This is a genomic window from Paenibacillus sp. FSL k6-2145, from assembly GCF_037976585.1.
Taxonomy (GTDB): domain Bacteria; phylum Bacillota; class Bacilli; order Paenibacillales; family Paenibacillaceae; genus Paenibacillus.
Genome location: NZ_CP150267.1, coordinates 3,099,313 through 3,119,642, shown reverse-complemented (window position 1 = coordinate 3,119,642; position 20,330 = coordinate 3,099,313). Strand labels below are relative to the sequence as shown.

13 protein-coding genes are annotated in these 20,330 nt (G+C 47.5%); 3 read left to right on the top strand and 10 right to left on the bottom strand.

The annotated features are described in order from the left end of the window. Positions 1–185: 185 nt before the first annotated feature. On the bottom strand, positions 186–2,318 hold the full coding sequence (locus tag NZ043_RS13835) for a molybdopterin oxidoreductase family protein (protein ID WP_339312246.1): 2,133 nt from the start codon (positions 2,316–2,318) through the stop codon (positions 186–188). A 21-nt stretch (positions 2,319–2,339) separates the two neighbouring features. Beyond that, positions 2,340–4,454, bottom strand: a complete 2,115-nt coding sequence (nirB, locus tag NZ043_RS13830) for a nitrite reductase large subunit NirB (RefSeq protein ID WP_091034656.1) — start codon at positions 4,452–4,454, stop codon at positions 2,340–2,342. A 425-nt stretch (positions 4,455–4,879) separates the two neighbouring features. Here nirB and NZ043_RS13825 point away from each other — a divergent pair, with 425 nt between their 5' ends. Then, positions 4,880–6,109, top strand: coding sequence for a nitrate/nitrite transporter (locus tag NZ043_RS13825; protein WP_339312748.1), 1,230 nt, complete (start codon positions 4,880–4,882; stop codon positions 6,107–6,109). 119 nt (positions 6,110–6,228) lie between these two features. On the opposite strand, the gene fabF is transcribed toward NZ043_RS13825, so the two are convergent. Beyond that, the gene (gene fabF, locus NZ043_RS13820; protein ID WP_133386468.1) at positions 6,229–7,467 is read right to left on the bottom strand and encodes a beta-ketoacyl-ACP synthase II; all 1,239 of its coding nucleotides are present in this window, start codon (positions 7,465–7,467) and stop codon (positions 6,229–6,231) included. Positions 7,468–7,605: 138 nt separating this feature from the next. On the opposite strand from fabF, the gene NZ043_RS13815 reads away from it, so the two are divergent. Both NZ043_RS13815 and NZ043_RS13810 read left to right on the top strand, forming a co-directional pair. Next, positions 7,606–8,469: a helix-turn-helix transcriptional regulator gene (locus NZ043_RS13815; protein ID WP_091034663.1), complete on the top strand. Its 864-nt coding sequence runs from the start codon at positions 7,606–7,608 to the stop codon at positions 8,467–8,469. A gap of 134 nt (positions 8,470–8,603) precedes the next feature. After that, complete coding sequence (locus tag NZ043_RS13810) at positions 8,604–9,278, top strand: response regulator transcription factor (protein ID WP_091034665.1); 675 nt, start codon at positions 8,604–8,606, stop codon at positions 9,276–9,278. 20 nt (positions 9,279–9,298) lie between these two features. Here the strand turns inward: NZ043_RS13810 and NZ043_RS13805 are convergent, their stop codons facing one another. From NZ043_RS13805 to NZ043_RS13775, 7 genes are all read right to left on the bottom strand, one after another. Continuing rightward, positions 9,299–12,523, bottom strand: a complete 3,225-nt coding sequence (locus NZ043_RS13805) for a response regulator (RefSeq protein WP_339312241.1) — start codon at positions 12,521–12,523, stop codon at positions 9,299–9,301. A 194-nt stretch (positions 12,524–12,717) separates the two neighbouring features. Further along, a complete protein-coding gene (locus tag NZ043_RS13800; protein ID WP_036672654.1) occupies positions 12,718–13,023 on the bottom strand; it encodes a PAS domain-containing protein in 306 nt (101 codons plus the stop codon). Between the two features lie 71 nt (positions 13,024–13,094). Further along, positions 13,095–15,053: a methyl-accepting chemotaxis protein gene (locus tag NZ043_RS13795; protein WP_339312746.1), complete on the bottom strand. Its 1,959-nt coding sequence runs from the start codon at positions 15,051–15,053 to the stop codon at positions 13,095–13,097. 372 nt (positions 15,054–15,425) lie between these two features. After that, entirely contained in the window at positions 15,426–16,283 is an 858-nt protein-coding gene (locus NZ043_RS13790; RefSeq protein ID WP_221819287.1) for a MetQ/NlpA family ABC transporter substrate-binding protein, read from the bottom strand. A gap of 45 nt (positions 16,284–16,328) precedes the next feature. Then, positions 16,329–17,000 carry a methionine ABC transporter permease gene (locus tag NZ043_RS13785; RefSeq protein WP_047841707.1) on the bottom strand — a complete coding sequence of 224 codons (672 nt, stop codon included), beginning with the start codon at positions 16,998–17,000 and terminating at the stop codon, positions 16,329–16,331. Further along, entirely contained in the window at positions 16,997–17,806 is an 810-nt protein-coding gene (locus NZ043_RS13780; protein ID WP_339312239.1) for a methionine ABC transporter ATP-binding protein, read from the bottom strand. Before NZ043_RS13780 ends, NZ043_RS13785 begins: the two co-directional genes overlap by 4 nt. A gap of 149 nt (positions 17,807–17,955) precedes the next feature. Further along, positions 17,956–20,241 (bottom strand): PQQ-binding-like beta-propeller repeat protein, encoded by a 2,286-nt coding sequence (locus NZ043_RS13775; protein WP_339312236.1) that lies wholly within the window; start codon positions 20,239–20,241, stop codon positions 17,956–17,958. Positions 20,242–20,330: the final 89 nt, after the last annotated feature.

Here is a 20,330-nt window from a genome sequence, read left to right as displayed (position 1 = left end):
ATTCAATCCATATTCATGAGCCAATCCTCATGTTTACGTGGAACCACGGAACTATGGCCTACTTGCGTACATATACGCAAAAAAAGCTGCACAGTCTCATATAAATATGGACTGCGCAGCCGCTAAGCTACCATTAGAACAGTTTATGTCGCCTGAGAACCTTTATAAACTGAAACCTGCATGAATCATCTCGCCAGACGCAACGGTCGAATGGTTACAGCTGCTGTCTTGAACCCAGGCATCCGGCAGAACGGATCTAACTCTGGTCTGGTGGCCCGATTCACATTCTGAATGCCGCCCCAATGCATCGGCACGAACAAGGTATCCTCCCGAATCGAATCCTTGATGCGCGAACGAACCGTGAAGCTTCCGTACGTCGATTGAATCTCTACCCACTCTCCATCGTGAATACGATAACGGGCAGCGGTAGCCGGGTGAAGTTCAACAAAGTTCTCCAATTCACGAGCTGCCAGTGCCGGACTGCGATGTGTCTGCACCCCTGTAAGATAATGAGGCAGCACACGCCCATTGGTGAGAATTAAGGGGAACTCCGAAGATATATCATTCCAGCCCGGGCTGGATTCAAATGTGAATGCCGCTTTGCCATCCGGGTGAGCAAATCGTTCACCGAACAGCAGTCCTTCTCCCTGATCCTCCAGGGCAGAACACGGCCAGTATACCCCTTTCTCGTTACGCAAACGCTCATAGGTAATGCCATAGTAATCAGCCACTCCGCCACGACTCGCCACCCGAAGCTCATTAAAGATATCCTCAGCAGTTTCATATTCAAAATAAGAAGCTTTACCCAATTGTGCGGCAATCCGGCATAATATATCCCAATCATCGAGCGTTTCTCCCGGCGCAGGCTGCCCCTTTTCACGGAGCAGAACACGCCCCTCCAGATTGGTCAATGTACCTTCATTCTCCATATAAGATGTAACCGGCAGAACCAGATCAGCCATTCGCGCTGTCTCGGACAGAAACATGTCTACCACGATCAGAAAGTCCAGCTTGCGCAGACCTTCTTCCACCAAACGCACATTGGGGTTGGATACGACCGGGTTGGAGCCCATTACAAGCAACGCCCGAATCTCCTGATCATGGACCTTCTCCATCATCTCGTAGGCAGATACCCCTTTGCCTGGCAAACTTGCAGGGTCCACACCCCAGACGGATGCCACATAGGCACGATCGGCTTCATTTTCAATGGATCGATAGCCCGGCAGCTGGTCAGCCTTCTGTCCATGCTCCCGTCCGCCTTGCCCGTTTCCTTGACCTGTGATGGCACCATATCCGCATCCTTCTCGGCCGATTTTGCCAGTCGCGAGCACCAAGTTCAGAAAGTGCCTGACGGCCATATGCCCATCCGTCTGCTGCTCCACACCACGTGCTGTCATGATCATTCCTGTCTCTGCCTCACCGTAAGCCATCGCCGCCTGACGAATCAGCGCCAGATCAACCCCGCACGCTTGTGCCGCCTGTTCGAGTTGCAGATCAGCCAACCCTTGTATCAATTGCTCGTAACCATGCGTTCGTTCGCCTATAAAATGAGGGGCCACCAATCCGGCATCCATAATCACCTTCAACATGCTATCCGCCAACAAGGCATCCTTGCCAGGCTTCACCTGCAAGTGAAGATCGGCAATGGCTGCGGTTGCCGTCTTACGTGGATCAATAACGATAATGAAGGCTCCGTTCTCCTTCGCTTGGTTGAAGTATGGCAAAAGGGTAGGTTGGCATTCTGCAATATTGGTACCTGCAAGTACAATGCAGCCCGCCTTGGGAATATCGGACAGACGGAACGTCAATCCACGATCCATCCCAAACACTTTACTGCCAGCTGAAGCCGCAGCTGACATGCAGAACCGTCCATTATAGTCGATATATTTTGTCCCCAATGCAACTCTGGCAAACTTGCCGAGCAGATAGGCTGTTTCATTTGTCAGAGATCCGCCTCCGTATACTCCGACCGTATCTGCTCCGTATGAATCTTTCAAGTCCTGAACCCGCTCTGCGATGGTCTGAATGGCCTCCTCCCAGGAACAGGGTTCAAGCTCGCCATTACGACGAATGAGCGGATGCATTAATCGTTGACCACTAAGCGCATGTTGATGAGCATTCATGCCCTTCACACACAACCTGCCCTGAGAGGCTTCATTCGGGACACCCTGAACCCTATACTCACCACGATGCTGGCCTGCAACAGGTGCAGCCAGTTCTTCAACAGTCATCTTGCACTGCACACTGCAATACGGACACTGGGTTTCCTTTACATAGAGCTTGGAGGCTGTTGGTTCTGAACTCACGGATAATCCCATCTTTCCATCCCCGCCTTTCATCTATATATCAGCTTGAAGTGTAGCTGCAAGTTCCTTCTGTAACTGGTCATCCAGCAGCGTTTCCCGAATCGTCATGAACCCCAATCGTTCCGTCCATGCCCATAACGGCTCATCATACCAAGCGGTTTGGCGATACCACTGAAGGCAGGCTGATGCGAGTGCTGCCGCTTGTATCTCTGTTTCAGCCACCCCAATCAAGCCACCTTGCTTGACCGGATGTTCTGCGTGACCGCCTGCGTATATCTCCCATCCAGCCGGTGAAGCCAGCAAGCCGATATCCTGCACTAGTGCGCTCACCAATGACCCGGGTCCTGGTGCGACTCCCATATTCACCGGCGACGGCATCGCTGCGTCGATCCAACGCGCACGAAGTTGTGCAGCCAAGCCACCCGCATCCCTCGCATAGGATGATATCGGGATCTGATCATCCCAGCGCACCTGAACCTCTGAGTGAGCCTCGATCTCTCGAACAATCATCGTTCCACCGGATACCTGTAAGTAATAATGAATTACGGGGCGACATACCGAGCAACCAAGCTCCGAACCCCAACCCAGCTTTTGCAAGATCAAAGATATGTCTGGTAGCCCTGTCTCCAGAACATCGATGTCAGCCAGGATTTCCCTCAGCTCTGCGTGCCCAAGATCCGTACAACTGCATACAGGCATTGGAGCAGGTTTATCCGGTGTGGCGACCACGCCAGTACCCCCGTTATTTTTCAGGTTATGCGTATGTTTCAATAGAGCAGCCACCATCGGGCGACAGCCACCGCATGAACCTGACGCCTTGGTCTGCTCCTTCACCTGATCTGCCGTTTCCAGACCCAGTTCCTGAATGGCCTTCATTATCGCAGCCTTGGTCACATTGTTGCAGGCACAGACAGTCTCCTGAGCCGATAATGCCGCAGCAGCCATCTCAGCAGGGTCGGGGGCGCCTTCACGCGGAGCCAATTCCGCCACATCTGCACCTCGTTGCACAAGTCCAAGCAATGCCGTTCCTTCGGTTGTATCTCCAAATAAAATGGCTCCACGCACTTTGCCAGCCTGCATCAGCACTTTTTTGTATGTGCCTTGAATGCCATCCAGATGTTGAATTGCGGTCTGCATGCCTTCCCCACTGATCTCACCCGCCGAGAAAACATCAACCCCCGATACCTTCAACTGTGAGTAGGGAATAGATCCTTTGTATTCAGGCGTTTCCTGTCCACAGAGCGTACGTGCGAGCACCTTCCCCTGTTCGTATAAGGGGGCCACCAGACCATAACTGATTCCCCGATGTTCGGCACATTCCCCAACTGCATATATATCCGGTACACTGGTGCGCATATAGTCATCTACCATAATGGCCCGATTGGTGGCGATCCCGCTTCGTCTGGCCAGATCCACATTTGGCCGAATCCCTACAGCGACAATGACAACCTGAGCTTCAAGCTTGGAACCATCTGTGAATAGCAACCCCTGGGCCTGCGATCGCCCGGTAATTTTCTGCGTATTTTTGGTCAAAAGAAAAGACATGCCCTGCGCTTCAAGTTCCTGTTGAAGCATCGCGGCAGCCTTCTGATCCAACTGCCGGTTCATAATGTAAGGTGCGTTATGGACCACCACAGCTTCCATGCCCAGATGCAACAACCCGCGCGCAGCCTCCAGCCCAAGTAATCCGCCACCAATGACGGCGGCCTTGCGATAGGTTTTAGAATAATCAGACATGCGCGTACAATCATCAATCGTTCGGAAGGACATGACCCGCTCTTTATCAATCCCCGGAATCGGTGGGATAAAAGGTGAAGACCCTGTCGCCAGAATCAGGACATCATAGGTTTCTTTTAGTCCGGATTCTGTCTCTATATATTTTCCACGGGTATCAATGCGGTGTACCGTTTCACCTGTACATAGCCGTATATGATGCTCGGCATACCAAGTCCAATCATTGATAATGATATCCTGTAACGAATGCTCACCCTGCAACACTTTCGATAACATGATCCGATTGTAGTTGGGACGGGGTTCATTGCCGTAGATGACAATCTCATACGTATCAGGCTCCAGTGCGATAATCTCTTCGACACACTTCACTCCAGCCATGCCATTCCCGATAATCACCAGTTTGCTTCTACTCATGGGCTGCCCCCCTATCTCTCTCACCTGAAAATAAACAGAAAAATCCCTTCTCCATGATTCGGAAAAGGGCACCGTTGCCTCCGGAATCCACACGCCTTTGTGTGGATTCATATTAGATTCAGATTAAGGGAATCGGAATATAATGTCAACATAATTAACACCAAAACTCCGGAATACAATAAAAAATGAATTATTTAAAATTACATGTAATTTTTGTTGACATACCTATTTTCTCTTGATTATAATTTGAATCAAAATCACAGTGCTGTGATCAACTCAGATGCGGGAACACAATGACGTGTACCGCCTGTCGGCAACGGGGCCGCAAATCGTTCAGATCTGGACGATTTGCGGCCTTTTTCTGCCTCAACAAGCACATAGACAAATCACGAAGATCTCAATTGGATGAGGAGCGATGATGGATGATGGAGAGCAAAAGTTTTTGGAAAAGCGGGCATAAGCCCACCCTCTTCGGGGCGTTTATGTATTTTGACATCAGTTTTATGATATGGGGGATGCTTGGTCCGCTCGCAGTTGTCATAGCGTTGGATTATCCGATGACTCCGCTGGAAAAGGCCAATCTGGTCGCATTGCCTATTCTCGGCGGCTCCATCCTGCGCCTTGTGCTTGGCCTCATGTCTGATTATATTGGTCCGAAACTGACCGCACAGATCGGGATGCTCGTCACCTTAGTTCCTTTATTACTCGGCTGGTTATGGGTCGACTCTTTAGGCCAACTGTACGTGGTGGCACTCTTGCTTGGTGTCGCAGGCGCTTCCTTTGCTGCTGCGCTACCTCTGGCAGGCCAATGGTATGGCAAGGAGCATCAGGGTCTGGCCATGGGTATTGCCGGGGCGGGTAACAGTGGAACCGTACTCGCGACATTGTTTGCCAATCGCTTGGCTACGCATTTTGGCAGCTGGGAAGTTGTGTTCGGACTTGCTATTATACCAATCGCTATTGTATTCATCTTCTTTTCTATCTTTGCCAAGAATAGCCCTAACCGGCCTGAACCCAAGAAATTATCCCAATACGGAAGTCTGCTTAAACAAAAAGATGCTTGGGTATTCTGTGCCTTCTATTGTGTAACTTTTGGTGGTTTCGTTGGATTATGTAACTATCTCACCATCTTCTTCAACACCCAGTATGGGCTCTCTCCTGTTCGTGCCGCAGACATTACCACCTTCTGTGTAATCGCAGGCAGTTTCTTCCGGCCTGTCGGGGGTTACCTGGCGGACAAAATTGGCGGAACCCGCATGCTGACTTTCCTGTACACTGGAGCCTGCATCATGTTGATCGGAGTATCCTTCATGCCACCGCTTCCTGTGGTAGTAGTCATGCTGTTCCTCGGTATGATGTGTCTGGGAGCTGGAAATGGCTCCGTGTTCCAACTCGTTCCCCAACGCTTCGGTAACGAGATTGGTCTGATGACAGGTATTGTAGGTGCCGCTGGCGGATTAGGCGGGTATGCACTACCGCTGATTCTCGGTCAACTGTATAGCAGCTATCAATCCTATACACCAGGTTTTGTCATTCTTAGCCTGATTGCAGCAGCTTCCCTGTTCCTGGTGCTCTTCATGCAATCCCGCTGGCGTGTAAGCTGGCTGAGCCGAGGTAACAAAGGCATGGCCGATTCGACATCCCTCTCTTCCTGAGGCGTACAACCACTCGGCCGTTAACCAAGGTACAGTGTTTACGAGTGATCCATAAGTAAGCAAAGAAACAGCGCAGCCCCATAAGGCAGCGCTGTTCTTTGCTTACGATGTCTTTCTACTTAAGATGAAAATTTTTGAAGAACAATAACCGCATTATGACCGCCAAAACCAAAGGAATTAGACATCCCAATCCGCAACTCTGCTTTTCTTGCCTCATTTGGTACATAATCCAGATCACATTCGGGGTCCTTCTGCTCCTGGTTTATGGTTGGAGGAATGATGCCATGCCGCAGACTTTGGATAAGTGAGATCGCCTCCGCACCACCAGCTGCACCAAGCATATGTCCCGTCATGGACTTATTCGCTGTGACCGGAATATCATAGGCACTTGTCCCAAAAAGTTGCTTAATCGCTCTCGTCTCAGAGAGGTCACCCGCCTCCGTACTGGTGGCATGAGCGTTAATCACATCAATGTCTTCAGGCTCAATCTGTGCTTCTTTCAGTGCTGCTTTCATCGCCAGATATGCCCCCCGTCCTTCCGGGTGGGTAGCTACCATATGATACGCATCTGAACTGGCACCATATCCAATCACTTCGGCAAGAATATTCGCCCCTCTTCCCAGTGCATGAGACAGTGATTCCACAACCAGAATTCCAGCGCCCTCCGCCATGACAAAACCGTCTCTTCCCGCATCAAATGGACGACTTGCTGTTTGGAAGGCTTCATTTCTTGTTGATAACGCTGTCGCATTACCAAAGCTTGCCAGCGACACTTCGGTTACAGCCGCTTCTGTCCCGCCAGCAATAATGACATCGGCTCCGCCATGACGAATTAACCGAAAAGCCTCTCCAATGGCTGTATTTCCAATGGAACAAGCTGTTACTGGCGATAATGTCGGTCCCCAGCAACCAAACCTCATACTGACCATAGCCGCAGCCATATTGGATATCATCATAGGTACCAGTGTTGGGCTGACTCGCGCAGGTCCCCGATCTGACAGGACCTTGCCTTGTTCCATCAATGTCTGGATTCCGCCTATGCCTGAACCAATATATACACCTACCCGTTCACGGTCCAGTTCATCCATCACAAGACCCGATTGCGATACAGCCTGGTCCGCAGCAGCAACAGCAAATTGAACGAATCGATCCATACGCCTTGCTTCCTTGCGTCCAAAACGCTCTTCACCATCAAAATCACGGACTACACCAGCGATTCTGGTTTTGTACGAAGCTGTATCAAAATGTTCTATATGCGATATCCCTGATCTACCCTCAATCAATCCGTTCCAGAATGTATCTACATCATTTCCCAGAGGAGAGATAACTCCCATTCCTGTAATCACGACTCGTTCCATGTCCATCCTCCTTCAGCGCTGTTGTCTACCTTAATCTTACGCTCTGCCACTAATAGTGCACTTTTGAATATCCTATTACAAGTTGTCAATTATAATAGTATAATGACTACCATGATAACGAGGATTGAAGGTGATGGATTGAACTACGATGTCAGGTTACAGGCATTGTCCACTTTTCTGAAAACACAGCGTTCCAAAATTTCTCCCGAATCGGTCGGTTTACCCACTGGAAGTCGGAGAAGAACGCCTGGGCTGAGAAGAGAAGAGGTTTCCCAACTGGCAGGAGTGAGTACAACATGGTATACCTGGCTTGAACAAGGTCGGGATATTCAGGTATCCCATTCTGTGTTGGATAACATTGCTTCAGCACTGAGGCTTACTGCAGATGAACGAAAGTATCTGTTTTCGCTCGCCATGGAGCATCATACAGAGCTGCCCACACTAGAAGAAGAACCGGTTCAACTTCACCCTTCCTTGCAGAAAATTTTGCAAGAACTTCATCACTGCCCTACCGTGATCTCGGATCGGCGTTGTTACATTGTCGGCTGGAATGATGCAGCCCGGCATGTTTTTATGGATTTTGAACAGATTGCCCCCGAACAGCGGAATATGATCAGTCTGTTATTTGATCGAAAGGAGTTTCGCAGGCTCGCGGTGAACTGGGAGGATTTTGTTAGCGGATTTCTGGCGATTTTTCGTGCTTACTATGGCCAGTATGTTGATGATGAATGGTATAATTTATTTCTGGATGACATGATGAACAGACATCCCGATTTTCATACCCTTTGGAAACAAAGCAGTGTCAGCAGTGCCCCGGACGTATTAATCGAATTCAGGCATTCCAAAGCAGGCAAAATGTTGTTTGATCTGACTTCGTTGCAGGTTCAGGGCAGTTCCGATCTGCGTTGCAGTGTCTACACTCCTGCGCCAGAGAGCGCTACCGAGCGCAAACTGATGCGCCTGATCGAGCGTGAAGCTGATCCACATCTTGGCAAGCATTAAATCGGAGTCTCTCACCTTCTTGGAGTCATGTTAGCGTCTTGACATCTTCATGTTGCATGTTTTAAATATCAGGTATATTAAGTAATTCATGGATCTTAGTCCTTCTACAAGAAGGGGGTTCAGAAAGGAATATCATGACGAAAGTGCTTATCATAGAGGACGACAACATGTTAGGCGATACATTATCCTTGTATTTGCAAGGTGAAGGGTATGATGTTATTCGTGTCGATAACGCAAGAGATGGTCTTCTACAGCTTCAAGCGCGGCCTGATATCCTGCTTCTTGACTTGATGCTCCCTGATTCGGGTAATAAGAATCCTTGTTCTCTCATGCGCCAACATACGGCAATCCCCATTATTGTCATCTCTTCATTAACCGAGGTTTCTGAGCGGATTCGATCATTAACAGATGGGGCTGATGACTATGTATGTAAGCCTTTCAGCATGCAGGAGCTGAAGGCACGTATTGAGGCCGTATTGCGCCGCTACTCTATATTGAACAGCTCTGTTGTCACTGAACAGGAATCAGGAATATCTCTCGATCTGGCCCGAAGAACTGTTCTGTTGAATAACCAGCGCGTAGAGATGACGTTTTCCGAATTTGAGATCATGAAGCTGTTTATTCTCAATCCTGGCAAGGTCTACAGTAGGTATGCCCTGATTGAAGCCATTCGTGGTATTGATGCGTACATTAATGATCGCACCATCGATGTGCACATTACCAAGCTTCGCAAAAAAATTGAGGACAATCCAAAAAACCCCCAATACATTCAAACCATCTGGGGGGTCGGATATAAGTTCACACCTTAAAACCACACAGCTTCATTCGATCACCATGGCAGGGACTCGGTAATTTTATCAATTTCCTGTTGTACCTTCTCCAATGCCGAACGCAGATCCTCTTCTTTGAATAACGGACGGGACAAGAGCGATTCCAATTGGAGAACCGCACACATCAGGTCCACTGCATGCAGATTCGCAGCTACGCCTCGAAGAGAATGAACACTACGAATGACATCAGCAATCTGCTGTTGCTGAAGCTGAATCGCCAGTTTTTGCTGAAACGAGCCATACTCCATTCTGAATTTAGTGAGTGCATATTGCAGAATATGCGGCTTGCCGTCCATCTGTCTGATCGCCTTATCTGCATCAATTCCATTGATCTCCCTTATGCCCTTAAGATCAATCCATATTTCCAAAATGTCTGCGAGCTGTTGTTCATGTATAGGCTTAGTCAGGATGGCATTCATGCCTGCTTCAAGATATAATTCATGGTCGCTTTTCAAACTATTCGCTGTAAGCGCGATAATAGGTGTACGATCATATTTCCTCATCTTGCGAATGTGTCGCGCTGCATCAATTCCGTTCATAGCTGGCATATAGAGGTCCATCAGAATCAGTTCCCATGTTTGTTCGTCCAATTTCTTCAAAACCTCTGTGCCACTGTCTGCCAGCGTCACCTTGAATCCGGTATGTTCCAGCATGGCCCGAATGACCAGTTGATTGATTTCATGATCTTCAGCGATCAGAATGTGTCCTTTGGATTTAAGCAAGTAGGATTCATCGCCTTCTATCATCCGCTTTTTCTCCAATGGCCCTTCACCCTGAAGTGCAAGTAACACTTCGAACAATCCCAGACGTGTAATCGGTTTGATCATCATGAGATCCGGGCGAAAGGATCTCTCCTCACTCCACAGGGCATTTTCACTAAAAGCATGGGTATAACCCACTATTTGAAATTTGGTTCGGTTCAATCGCTTCATGAAACTTTCCCATAACGATCCGTTGACTGTGTCCTCTGCATCCATATCCATCATCATCAACATGGAACTTGCCCCATCTACATGAGAGACACACCAATCACTTTCCATCATATGGTTCAACGAAGGATACAGCTTCGGCTTCATTCCGAATGAGTAGAGTATCTGCTTCAGATTTGTGCCCATCCGTTCATCTTCTTCAACGATAACCACCTCATCCGCACAATATAGAAGAGGGTATGTTTGCAGGAAGGAACTTTCTTCTTCCGACTCTGCAAGTTCAAATATCAAGTCGAATGAAAACAAACTGTACTCTCCAAGCACACTATCTACCCGCAAGTTTCCTCCCAAGGAAGTCACCAGAAGGTAACAGATGACCAGCCCAAGACCAGAACCACCATATGTTCGATACGTCGAGGGTTCCGCTTGAGTAAACGGTACAAAGAGCCGTTCCAATTGTTCGGGTGACATTCCGATTCCCGTGTCCTCTACCTTAAAACGGACCTGAACTCGCTCCGCCTCCAATGAAAGCACCTCTGCTTGCAGCGTTACATACCCATGCTCCGTAAATTTAATCGCATTACTGAGCAGATTCAATAACACCTGTTCAAGCCGGAACGGATCACCAATCACCGTTAGCGGCAGATCGGGATCGGTTGTAAAGATCACTTCGATATCTTTGTGCCCGATGGCTACACCGATCTGATCTGCCACACGTTTGATCACATCCTCTGGTGAAAAAGAGACCTTCTCCAAAATCAGCTTGCCTGCCTCAATTTTCGAAAAATCAAGAATATCATTTACGAGGGCAAGCAAGGTTTGGGAAGACGCGTTGATTTTACTCAAATAATCCTTTTGTTGTGGAGATAGATCTGTTCGTTGAAGCAACAACGAAAAGCTGATAATGCCGCTCAGTGGGGTACGAATCTCGTGGCTCATGAATGCGAGAAACTCACTCTTCGCCTGGCTTGCTTTGTCGGCCTTAACACGTCTATAGTGATCCGAAATGTCTCGAATGACTGCCTTAATTTTCTCACTCGAGTTTAATACTTTAACAGGGTATAGGTGAACCCGAACATGCTGCTCATGACCTTCTCCAATAATGAAACTCAGTTCCGTATCCTGGGCTATATTGTGATGTAAGGCTTTTTGGAAAACGAACAACCAGTTCTCCAGCTGCTCAATGAACAACAATTCTTCAATCTGACGCCCAATCACTTCCTGCCTGCCGAGACCGAGAACATCCAGAAATTTCTGATTAACCGACACTATACATCTGTTGTTATCCAAACCGACAAACCAATCTGCCGACACTCGCTCAAGTGTTCGATATCGCTCTTCACTTTCTTGAATCCTTCGTTTAACCGCTCTGTGTTCCGTAATATCAAGTCCATATCCCACGACATATTTCACCACACCCTTTTCTCGCAGAGGGCGAACTTTCACCAGCGAATAGTACCCTTCATGCTCAATCTCGTAAAAAAAAGATTCCCCTTCCCATGCCCGGTTAAACTGCTTTCGCAGAAATTCTACCTTTTCCTGAGGTAAAATATCCAATGTGCCCAGTTTGTAATCTCGCTTCAGACTACTCATATCCAAGCCCAGTTGGGAGAGCATCTCTCCTTCAAGCACAAGATACTCGAATTTTCCGTTCTGTTTTCGGATTTTAAAAGTAAAACCCGGCTGCATACGAAGCATCTCCAGCATTTCCTGATCCCTCTGAATGACCAATCTCCTATATCGATGATTTTGGTTCAGGTAATACAGGAATAATATAACGGACAGCAGGCAGATACATTGAAAAAGGAGAATCTGCCCCATCATTAGCAGAGAAGGGGAATGTGTCTTTAGTACAGAAAGTTCATACACAGTAATCAGCAGCAACGCTCCGGACAACCACTTCTGCATAAATCCCCTGATATACTTAAAGATCAGACATATGGCTACAACAAATAACAACTCTGTCAACGCATACTGCCAGTTCTCCAACAAGGGATTACGCCCCATATTAATCCGAAACATCCACATGAATGCAAAAGTAACGAAAGCAGATCCACTCCCACCAAAATAAGCAGCAAGCAGATACACACTGGCCCGGAAATTCAACAATGTACCATCCTCAAGCACAATAGAGAAATAATAGAGCGCCGTGCCCAACATGCTCAGCGTAATACCAATAATGATCCGAGTCGTGATGGATGTTGAACGGGTAGCATTTGTATGGTTCAGATAGTGATGAATTAGGAAAACAAAGATCAAAATTAGCGTGAAATTTAATACAAGATCGCGTAGCAAATGGTCACCGTCCACATTACGACTTCAGGATTTCATGCATTCAATGAATGTTGTCAGATTCATGGTCGCAGTTCCCCAGTACACAAATCATAGTATGCCGGACTCCCTTATTCAATTGACGATATTGACCATTTTTTTGAAAATAATTACTACTTTCAGCTAACATACCCTTATCACCAAACAACGATTTTTTTTCATGAAAATTCATCATTAAATATGCTGATATAAAAAAGAGAATCATCCAAATGAACCGATGTAATCGTAACTTGGGCTTCCCACACTTCCTGATCGGCCTTCATCAGTTTGGCTACGCCGGACCAGGTCTGATTTCCTCTCCAGTGGGTATCCATTAGTAATCGGGCAGGCTGACCTATGGTGCTCTCCCGTGAGAATCCTGTTTTGGTTACATAAACGGAATTCACATCCAGAATCACACCCTCCTCATCTGTAATCATGACCGCATCCGTTAGCAGTAAGAAGGCTTTGAGTTCCAGTTGCATGGTTGTCCACTCCCTCTAATGAAACATGATATGATGCTGTCGCTGTGTGATACTCTCTTCTACGATCCCGTTTAATACTTAAACTGTCTAATCAGGCGCTGCAGCTCTTCAGCCAGGGTAGACAAGCCACGAGCCGATGAAGAAATCTGCTCCATCGCTGCCAGTTGTTCCTCTGAGGAAGCGGCCACTTCTTCGGAAGTTGCGGCGTTGCCTGACGCAATGCCTGCCAACTCATTGGATACAGCAGATACTTCCTGTACACCTGCTGTGATCTCTTGCGACGTGGCAGCAATTTCTTCAATCTGAGGTGTCGTTTCCCGCATGCTATCCAGAATACGTTCAAACTTCCGAATCGCTTCTGTGGAGATGTCCATGCCCTCTCCAACCTCTGAAGTCACCTTCTCCATCATGCGAACGGAAGCAGCCATATCTTCCTGAACCGCCGTAGTCAGCACGGTGATTTCATTGACGGACTGCCCGGATTGCTCTGCCAACTTGCGAACCTCTGCTGCTACAACGGCGAATCCATTGCCATGTGTACCTGCACGAGCAGCTTCAATGGATGCGTTCAGCGCGAGCAGGTTTGTCTGTTTGGCTATATTTCCGATTAACTCCGTGATCGCTGAAATTTGGTGTGATCGTTCATATAACGCCTGAATCAATTGGTTTGTCTGTTCTACCGTCTCTTGAATCGATTGCATCTGACTCACCGTCTGCTTGACGGTGTTGCCACCTTCTTCTGCTTGTACGGTTGTATGTTTCGCCAAATCAGCGACATGTATGGAACGTTCGGCGATTCTTGTAATCCCAATCGTAATTTCATTCATGGCCTGATGGTTATGTTCAATACCTTCGGTCTGTTTCTCCGCACCACTCGCAATTTCCTGAATGGCTCGCGCTACCTGTTCACTGGCTGCGCTGGTTGATTCCGCACTCTGAGTCATTTCATCCGATGAGATGACTACCTGACTGGCGCTGTTCTCCACATTTTGAATCAGCATACGCAGATTGTGCTGCATTTTGCCAAAGGCATCACTCAGTTCACCAATCTCATCATAGCTTGTACTTGTTATGGTCTGGGTTAGATCCCCTTCACTCACCTGAATCGCCTGATCCTTCAACTGACGAATCGGTTTAACAATCGATCGCATCACCAGCCAGATGATCAAAATTCCGATGACAAGACAGGAAACGATCACCATGATTGTTCGATTCAGAATAGGCGCAGCGGCATCCTCTACTTCAGAAGAGAACATGGTACCTGCAACCTTCCATCCCGTGGATGCATTCGTGGCGTAATACATGACCTTATCAACCTGATCAAAGGTATAGTTGAAGTTACCGGATTCATTCGTATACACTTGTGTCCAAAAATCTTCTGTTGCATCTGTTCCAGGTTGCATCGTCGGATGATAGATATACTTTTCGCTGGCATCCAGCAGAATCAGATGTCCCTTTTCTCCTACTTTAATTCCGCTAACCAATTGACTAATGTCCGCCAGATTGAGATCCAATTGGACCACACCAGATTGGTCTTCCAGTGCCTTGGCGATGGTGATGGTGATCTCGTTTGTCTCGGCAGAAATATAAGGGTCTGTAACAATGACCTGCTCTGGATTTCCCATTGCTTCGGTATACCATGGTCTTACTCGGGGATCGTAATCCTTGGGCATCTCTGCATCAGAGGACATCAGATACACACCGGCTTCTGTGCCCACACCTATGGTGATGATATCTGTGTTCTGCGCAGCGTACCCCTTCAATTCGTTCACAACCCGAACCTCAGCATCTTCTTGTCGTAATTCCTCTGCAAGTGTATTCGCATAGTATTCAATATGATTCCGTTTGGCATGGATCGAAAGATCTATCGTTGCACTGGCAAGGTTCACGTTTTCCATCGCACTATGTAAAATTTGCTTCTCCACTTCATCTTTTGCACTGTTATACGACAAAACGCCAATACTTAACGAAGGAATGGCCAGGAAAGCAATAAAGGACACCACCAGCTTGGTCTTAAAGTTCTTATGCATCTTGTTGAACCAGGTCGATTTGCTATTTTTTTGGGACAAATTTCTCTACCTCTTCCAGATTAATTTTAGATTTACTTGATCTAGCTCTTGTAAAGCTCTCATAGATTGTAAACCATCTTTCTAAAAACTAGGTCTCACTTCTTGTGAAAAACACTTTTTACACTAAAAAACTCGAACAAATCTCTTAATTTATAATCCTAAAGAACTATTTTCAAACAAATTATACGAAAAAACTATTAAATAAAGTGTTCCGGGGATATGACCAAATTGTTAACTTTCTAAATACTTATTAATAAGCAGAGGATGACAAAAAAAAGATCCAAGCGTTATCGCTCAGATCTAAAGGTTATTTACATTGGACCAACGTATTCTCTATTTAAATGCCGGGATCGCAATATCTGCGTATTTCTCTTCGAAGAAAGCTTTGACCTCTGGACCCGCCATACGTTTAGCCAGCTTCTGGATCGCTTCGGAATCCTTATTATCCTCACGGGCAACCATGGTGATGGCAAAATGGGAATCATCCTTCTCGGTTAACAGTGCATCCTTTTTCGGTGTAAGACCGAGCGGACTGGCATATGCAGGTGTCATGGCTACCAGATCAGCATCATCCATCATGCGAGCCAGCATCAACAAGTCCACTTCCTCAAACTTGAAGTTCTTTGTATTCTCGGTGATGTCTGCCTGTGTGGCGTTAAAACCTACGCCCTCTTTCAGCTTAATCAATCCGTTCTGCTCCAGCATCACAAGAGAGCGACCAATGTTGGAAGGATCGTTCGCAATTGCAATCGTTGCACCTTCTGGCAATTCCTCAATCGTTTTGTACTTTTTGGAGTAGCCGCCATAGATGGCATTATAGATAGGCTGTACAGCCACCAGATTGGCATTGTTCGCTTCATTATACTGAGTCATGTAAGGCACGTGTTGGAAGAAGTTTGCATCCACTTCCTTATTCGCGAGTGCTGTATTTGGTTGAACGTTATCTGACAACACAACAACTTCCAGGTTGACGCCATCTTCCTTCAAAAGTGGTTTAACAATATCCAGCACATCTGTCATCGGCGGAATCAACGTGGCCACTTTCAGCGTAACTTCTTGTGCAGCTTGTGTGTCTTCCTTCGTTCCTTCAGCCGCAGGTGTTTCTTCTTTTTTGCCACAAGCAGCTACAACCAGCATTACTGCAAGCAACATAAGCATCATTTTTGCTTTCATTTCATGTCTACCCCTCATCGTATAATCTGTATTGGTTATTCTTGATACTGCTCTGTCATCCGCTTAAGATCTGCGATCCAGCCAGTGGGACAGTCTGCTGCCTGTGAATTGGATCATCTGTACCAGGATAATCATAATGATGATCGTAAATACCATAATCTCCGTTTCGAAGCGCTGATAACCGTAGCGAATGGCAAAATCGCCAACCCCTCCGCCACCTACAATGCCCATCACCGTCGAGTAGGAGATGAAGCTAATTGTAGCTGTCGTGAGTCCCAGTACAAGGCCAGATCGTGCCTCCACGTACAAGAATTTCACCACAAGTTGCATCGTCGATGCCCCCATGGAAGCAGCAGCTTCAACCACCCCCCTAGGTACATCCAGCAACGCTTGTTCCACCAGTCTGGCGTAGTAGGCAATCGCAATGACCGAGAGTGGCACGGTTGCCGCCAGCGTACCTATGGACGTTCCCACGACAATCCGTGTGAATGGAATCATGAATACAACCAGCAGTAAAAACGGAAACGAACGAACGATGTTGACGACACTGCCGAGTACAAAAGACAGCGTTTGATTCTGATAGCGTTGTCCTCTCCGGAATAAGTACAGCAGTGTACCCAGAGGTAACCCGATCAGAACAGCTGCCGCAATGGAGATGCCCACCATGACAAAAGTCTCTCCGATCGCCTGCCATATCTCATGCTGATACTTCAGCACAGACTCAGGTAACCTCATGACTTGTCCTCCTGTTCTGCCTGACGGAACAAAGACGAACCTGTCATCCCGTATTCGTCACCCGCAAGCAAGGAGGTCAGCAGATCAGGCTGTGGAGCGGGGATACTGCTCACTTCCGCTTTAGACAACGTACGAACGAGTCGCCCATCCTTCATGACGGATATCCTGTGACATAGTCTGCGAGCCACTTCCATCTCATGCGTCACTACAACAATGGTCACACCCAGCGTTTCATTGACATGATGCAGCACATCCAGGATACCGTTTGTGGTCTGTGGATCAAGCGAAGAGGTCGGTTCATCACAGAGCAGCACATCCGGACGACTGGCGAGCGCCCGTGCAATCGCCACACGCTGCTTCTGTCCTCCGCTAAGTTGAGCAGGATATTGATCTGCCTTGTCTTCCAGTCCAACAAACCGCAGTACCTCAAGTCCACGTTTAACTCGCTGCGCACGAGATATACCCGCCAGTTCCAGCGGCATGCAGACATTGCCACTCACCGTTCGATTACTGACCAGATTGAAGTGTTGAAAGATCATGCCAATGGATCTTCGTGCCTGACGCAGACTCTGTTCATTCATCTGGGTCAGGTGCTGCCCATTCACAACAACCTCACCATCATCCGGCTTTTCCAATCCGTTGAGCATTCGCAGAAGCGTGGATTTACCTGCACCACTCGATCCGATGATGCCATGTATTTCTCCTTGTCCCACTTCGAGGGACACCGAGCTTAATGCTTCGAATCCCTGATCTGCACGGGAACCGCGCTCGTTATAACGTTTGCTTACACCATATAATGAGATCATGGAGAGTCCTCCCGTGAATGATCATGCATGGTTCTTCAAGAACACATGAAGAAAGCCCGCACAGCCGATAACCGGAGCGCGAGCAATCCTGTTCATTTATAATAAATCAACATCCCTGATGAGACAAGCTTTTAAGGTGAGATTGCCTCCTACAGGCGGCTGGCTTCATATACACGAAAACGTCCGTTGGACGAACCCACGTAAACTTCATTGCCGATCCGGTTGATCGTTCCATTCTTCGCATCCCGGTCGCGATGCTCCGGGTTTCCCATCACAACATCATGTACACGACCTAACAGTGCTCCATTTTTTTTGTTCATTACGAGCAAATTCTCGTCCATGGGCAACAGCAACTGATCATCAATGACCAGATAACTTCCCTGATTCGTCGGATGCCTTAGTGTTGCAATCGTATCTTTGGCATTCCAGCGCGTCTCCCCCGTATCATAATCCAAAGCCGCGGGGTAACCATTTTTAATCACATACAACTGATCCTCTTCCACCAGTCCTCGTTCAATCTTGCCCTTGAGCGTCCAGCGTGTTTTGCCTGTCTTGGCATCATACAGGGTAGTTGTAAAATCTTCATATTCGCCGTAATGATCGCCGTTTTTGTTCTCACGGATCAACAACATGCCATCATTCAGCTCCTCAAATCTCTGTCCTACCCGAGCAGGGAATTGAGCAAGCTTTTTCCCCGTGTTCAGATCAAGCAGAAGCCACTGATTATCTAGTGATAGCCATCTTTCAGCATTCGTGGTTGCAAAGGGATCAAGACGTTCAATTCCACCAGTATATGGATCATTCCAAAATTGTTCTATGGTGGATCGTTTGCCCTTTAAGCTCCATACGGTTCGCCCTGATTGCGGATCGACTGCAACCAGCTTATTCTTTTCCCAATACAACACATAGGGGTCATCTGCACTCTTGTTCAATAATTCATAACCCGTAGCCAGTTTTCGCGTCCACAATGTTTTTCCGTTTGCACTGTCCAGAACCGTTAACCAACTGTTGCTTGAGCTCTCAACAACCGGGTTATCTACAACCACAACGTTCTTCGCAGCGGTGATGCCATTTAGTCTAAAATTTTGCTTAGGAGTGTACGTCCATGTGACCTTTCCGTTCTTCAAGTTCAGATGACGAATACGATCCACGTATTTTTTCTTATCAGGGTCATAATCGGTGTAGATTGTAACGTATTTACGCTCTGCATCCACCTCTGCCTGCTGTCTTCCAAAGCCCCCATTAATCCCCCATAATTTCTGGCCCGAATGTCGGTCAAGAGCATATATGGAACCTTCGTAGTAACCTCCGCTAAATCCACCGTCATCGCCTTTCATCAGGAGTACATCATCCGTGGCTGCTTGTAAAAAAGTGTAGTTAATATCCCCCTGGTTGGTCCATACCGGTTTCCAAGGGATTGTCATCGGCAGTGTTGTGCCATAGATTTTTGTTGTGAACCCATATTCATCCGCCCGACTGATGTTCCAATCGGAAACGACAGCATTTCGATTATCCTGTGCTAAATTCCAGCGTGTTCTGACCAGTCTGCCATTCTTGTTGAATGTGACCAGAAATTGCGCATCTTCCCGCTCATATCTCCAGGTCTGTCCAATACTCATTGAATAACCCGTGAAATTTAGATTGCTAGAACTCTCTTTCCAATCCGGCTCGCCTAACCACCCAGACACTTGTTTGGAGGTGGTTGCCTTGTTCAGCTTAATATCTGTCAGATGGCGTATAACCAAAGTTGGCAGCGATACCTCCTGATTAAACCAGCCATCAGCCATATTCATCCGCTGTTCTATAGCCTGTGCCTTGATCCAGAAGAGTCCTGGCCGATACGTAGAGGATTCTTTATTCCAGACTCGTGGGGCAATGGAGACCCCGTACCATCCTTTCCACTTTGCAACAATAACAGCCTTATCCGTTAGCGCTTTCTCATAAGACCAGGTTGTAGAACTATCTGGAGCCAGATACAGCTTACTGCCTGATTGGAGCGTGAAGCTTTGGGGAGCCGTTTCCGTCATGCTTCTGCTCTCCTTCAGTGCATACCAACTTGGCAGCCAAAAGTCTCCATGCTCGGTTGACTTAAGCTGTACCCACTCGCCTCGAACCGAGGCCAACGTATACTTTTCGTTTTTTGTTGTATAGTATTCAATCCCCAGCTGGTCAGCAGCCACACTGCCGTCCCTTCTGTTTTTGAACAAAGGTATGTCATTCATGAGTGTAACGGTATCTCCTTGTTTGTAGGCCAACTGTGTTGATGAGGCTTGGGAACTTGCACCCAAGGCTTGTGGCGTTGTAGCCAAAGCTTGTCCTCCAAAGGCGACCATTTTGGAATCCAGCAGCATCCATCCCGTCAACAGCATAGCTGATAATCCAGTCATGGTAATCCATTTGTACCCCGTTCTCTGCCAGTCAGGACCCGTCTTCACTCTCGTTCATCCCCATCCATTAGAAGTTATTTCCATATAGACGCTGTAAACAGGAAAAAGTTACCGGTTACCTCAATATATTTCTCTCT

Excerpts from the sequence above, each read along its gene's own strand:
- NZ043_RS13780 (WP_339312239.1), bottom strand. The coding sequence starts at position 17,806 with ATGATCTCATTATATGGTGTAAGCAAACGTTATAACGAGCGCGGTTCC.
- NZ043_RS13825 (WP_339312748.1), top strand. The coding sequence starts at position 4,880 with ATGGAGAGCAAAAGTTTTTGGAAAAGCGGGCATAAGCCCACCCTCTTC.
- NZ043_RS13795 (WP_339312746.1), bottom strand. The coding sequence starts at position 15,053 with ATGCATAAGAACTTTAAGACCAAGCTGGTGGTGTCCTTTATTGCTTTC.
- NZ043_RS13785 (WP_047841707.1), bottom strand. The coding sequence starts at position 17,000 with ATGAGGTTACCTGAGTCTGTGCTGAAGTATCAGCATGAGATATGGCAG.
- NZ043_RS13790 (WP_221819287.1), bottom strand. The coding sequence starts at position 16,283 with ATGAGGGGTAGACATGAAATGAAAGCAAAAATGATGCTTATGTTGCTT.
- nirB (WP_091034656.1), bottom strand. The coding sequence starts at position 4,454 with ATGAGTAGAAGCAAACTGGTGATTATCGGGAATGGCATGGCTGGAGTG.
- NZ043_RS13835 (WP_339312246.1), bottom strand. The coding sequence starts at position 2,318 with ATGGGATTATCCGTGAGTTCAGAACCAACAGCCTCCAAGCTCTATGTA.
- fabF (WP_133386468.1), bottom strand. The coding sequence starts at position 7,467 with ATGGAACGAGTCGTGATTACAGGAATGGGAGTTATCTCTCCTCTGGGA.
- NZ043_RS13810 (WP_091034665.1), top strand. The coding sequence starts at position 8,604 with ATGACGAAAGTGCTTATCATAGAGGACGACAACATGTTAGGCGATACA.
- NZ043_RS13800 (WP_036672654.1), bottom strand. The coding sequence starts at position 13,023 with ATGCAACTGGAACTCAAAGCCTTCTTACTGCTAACGGATGCGGTCATG.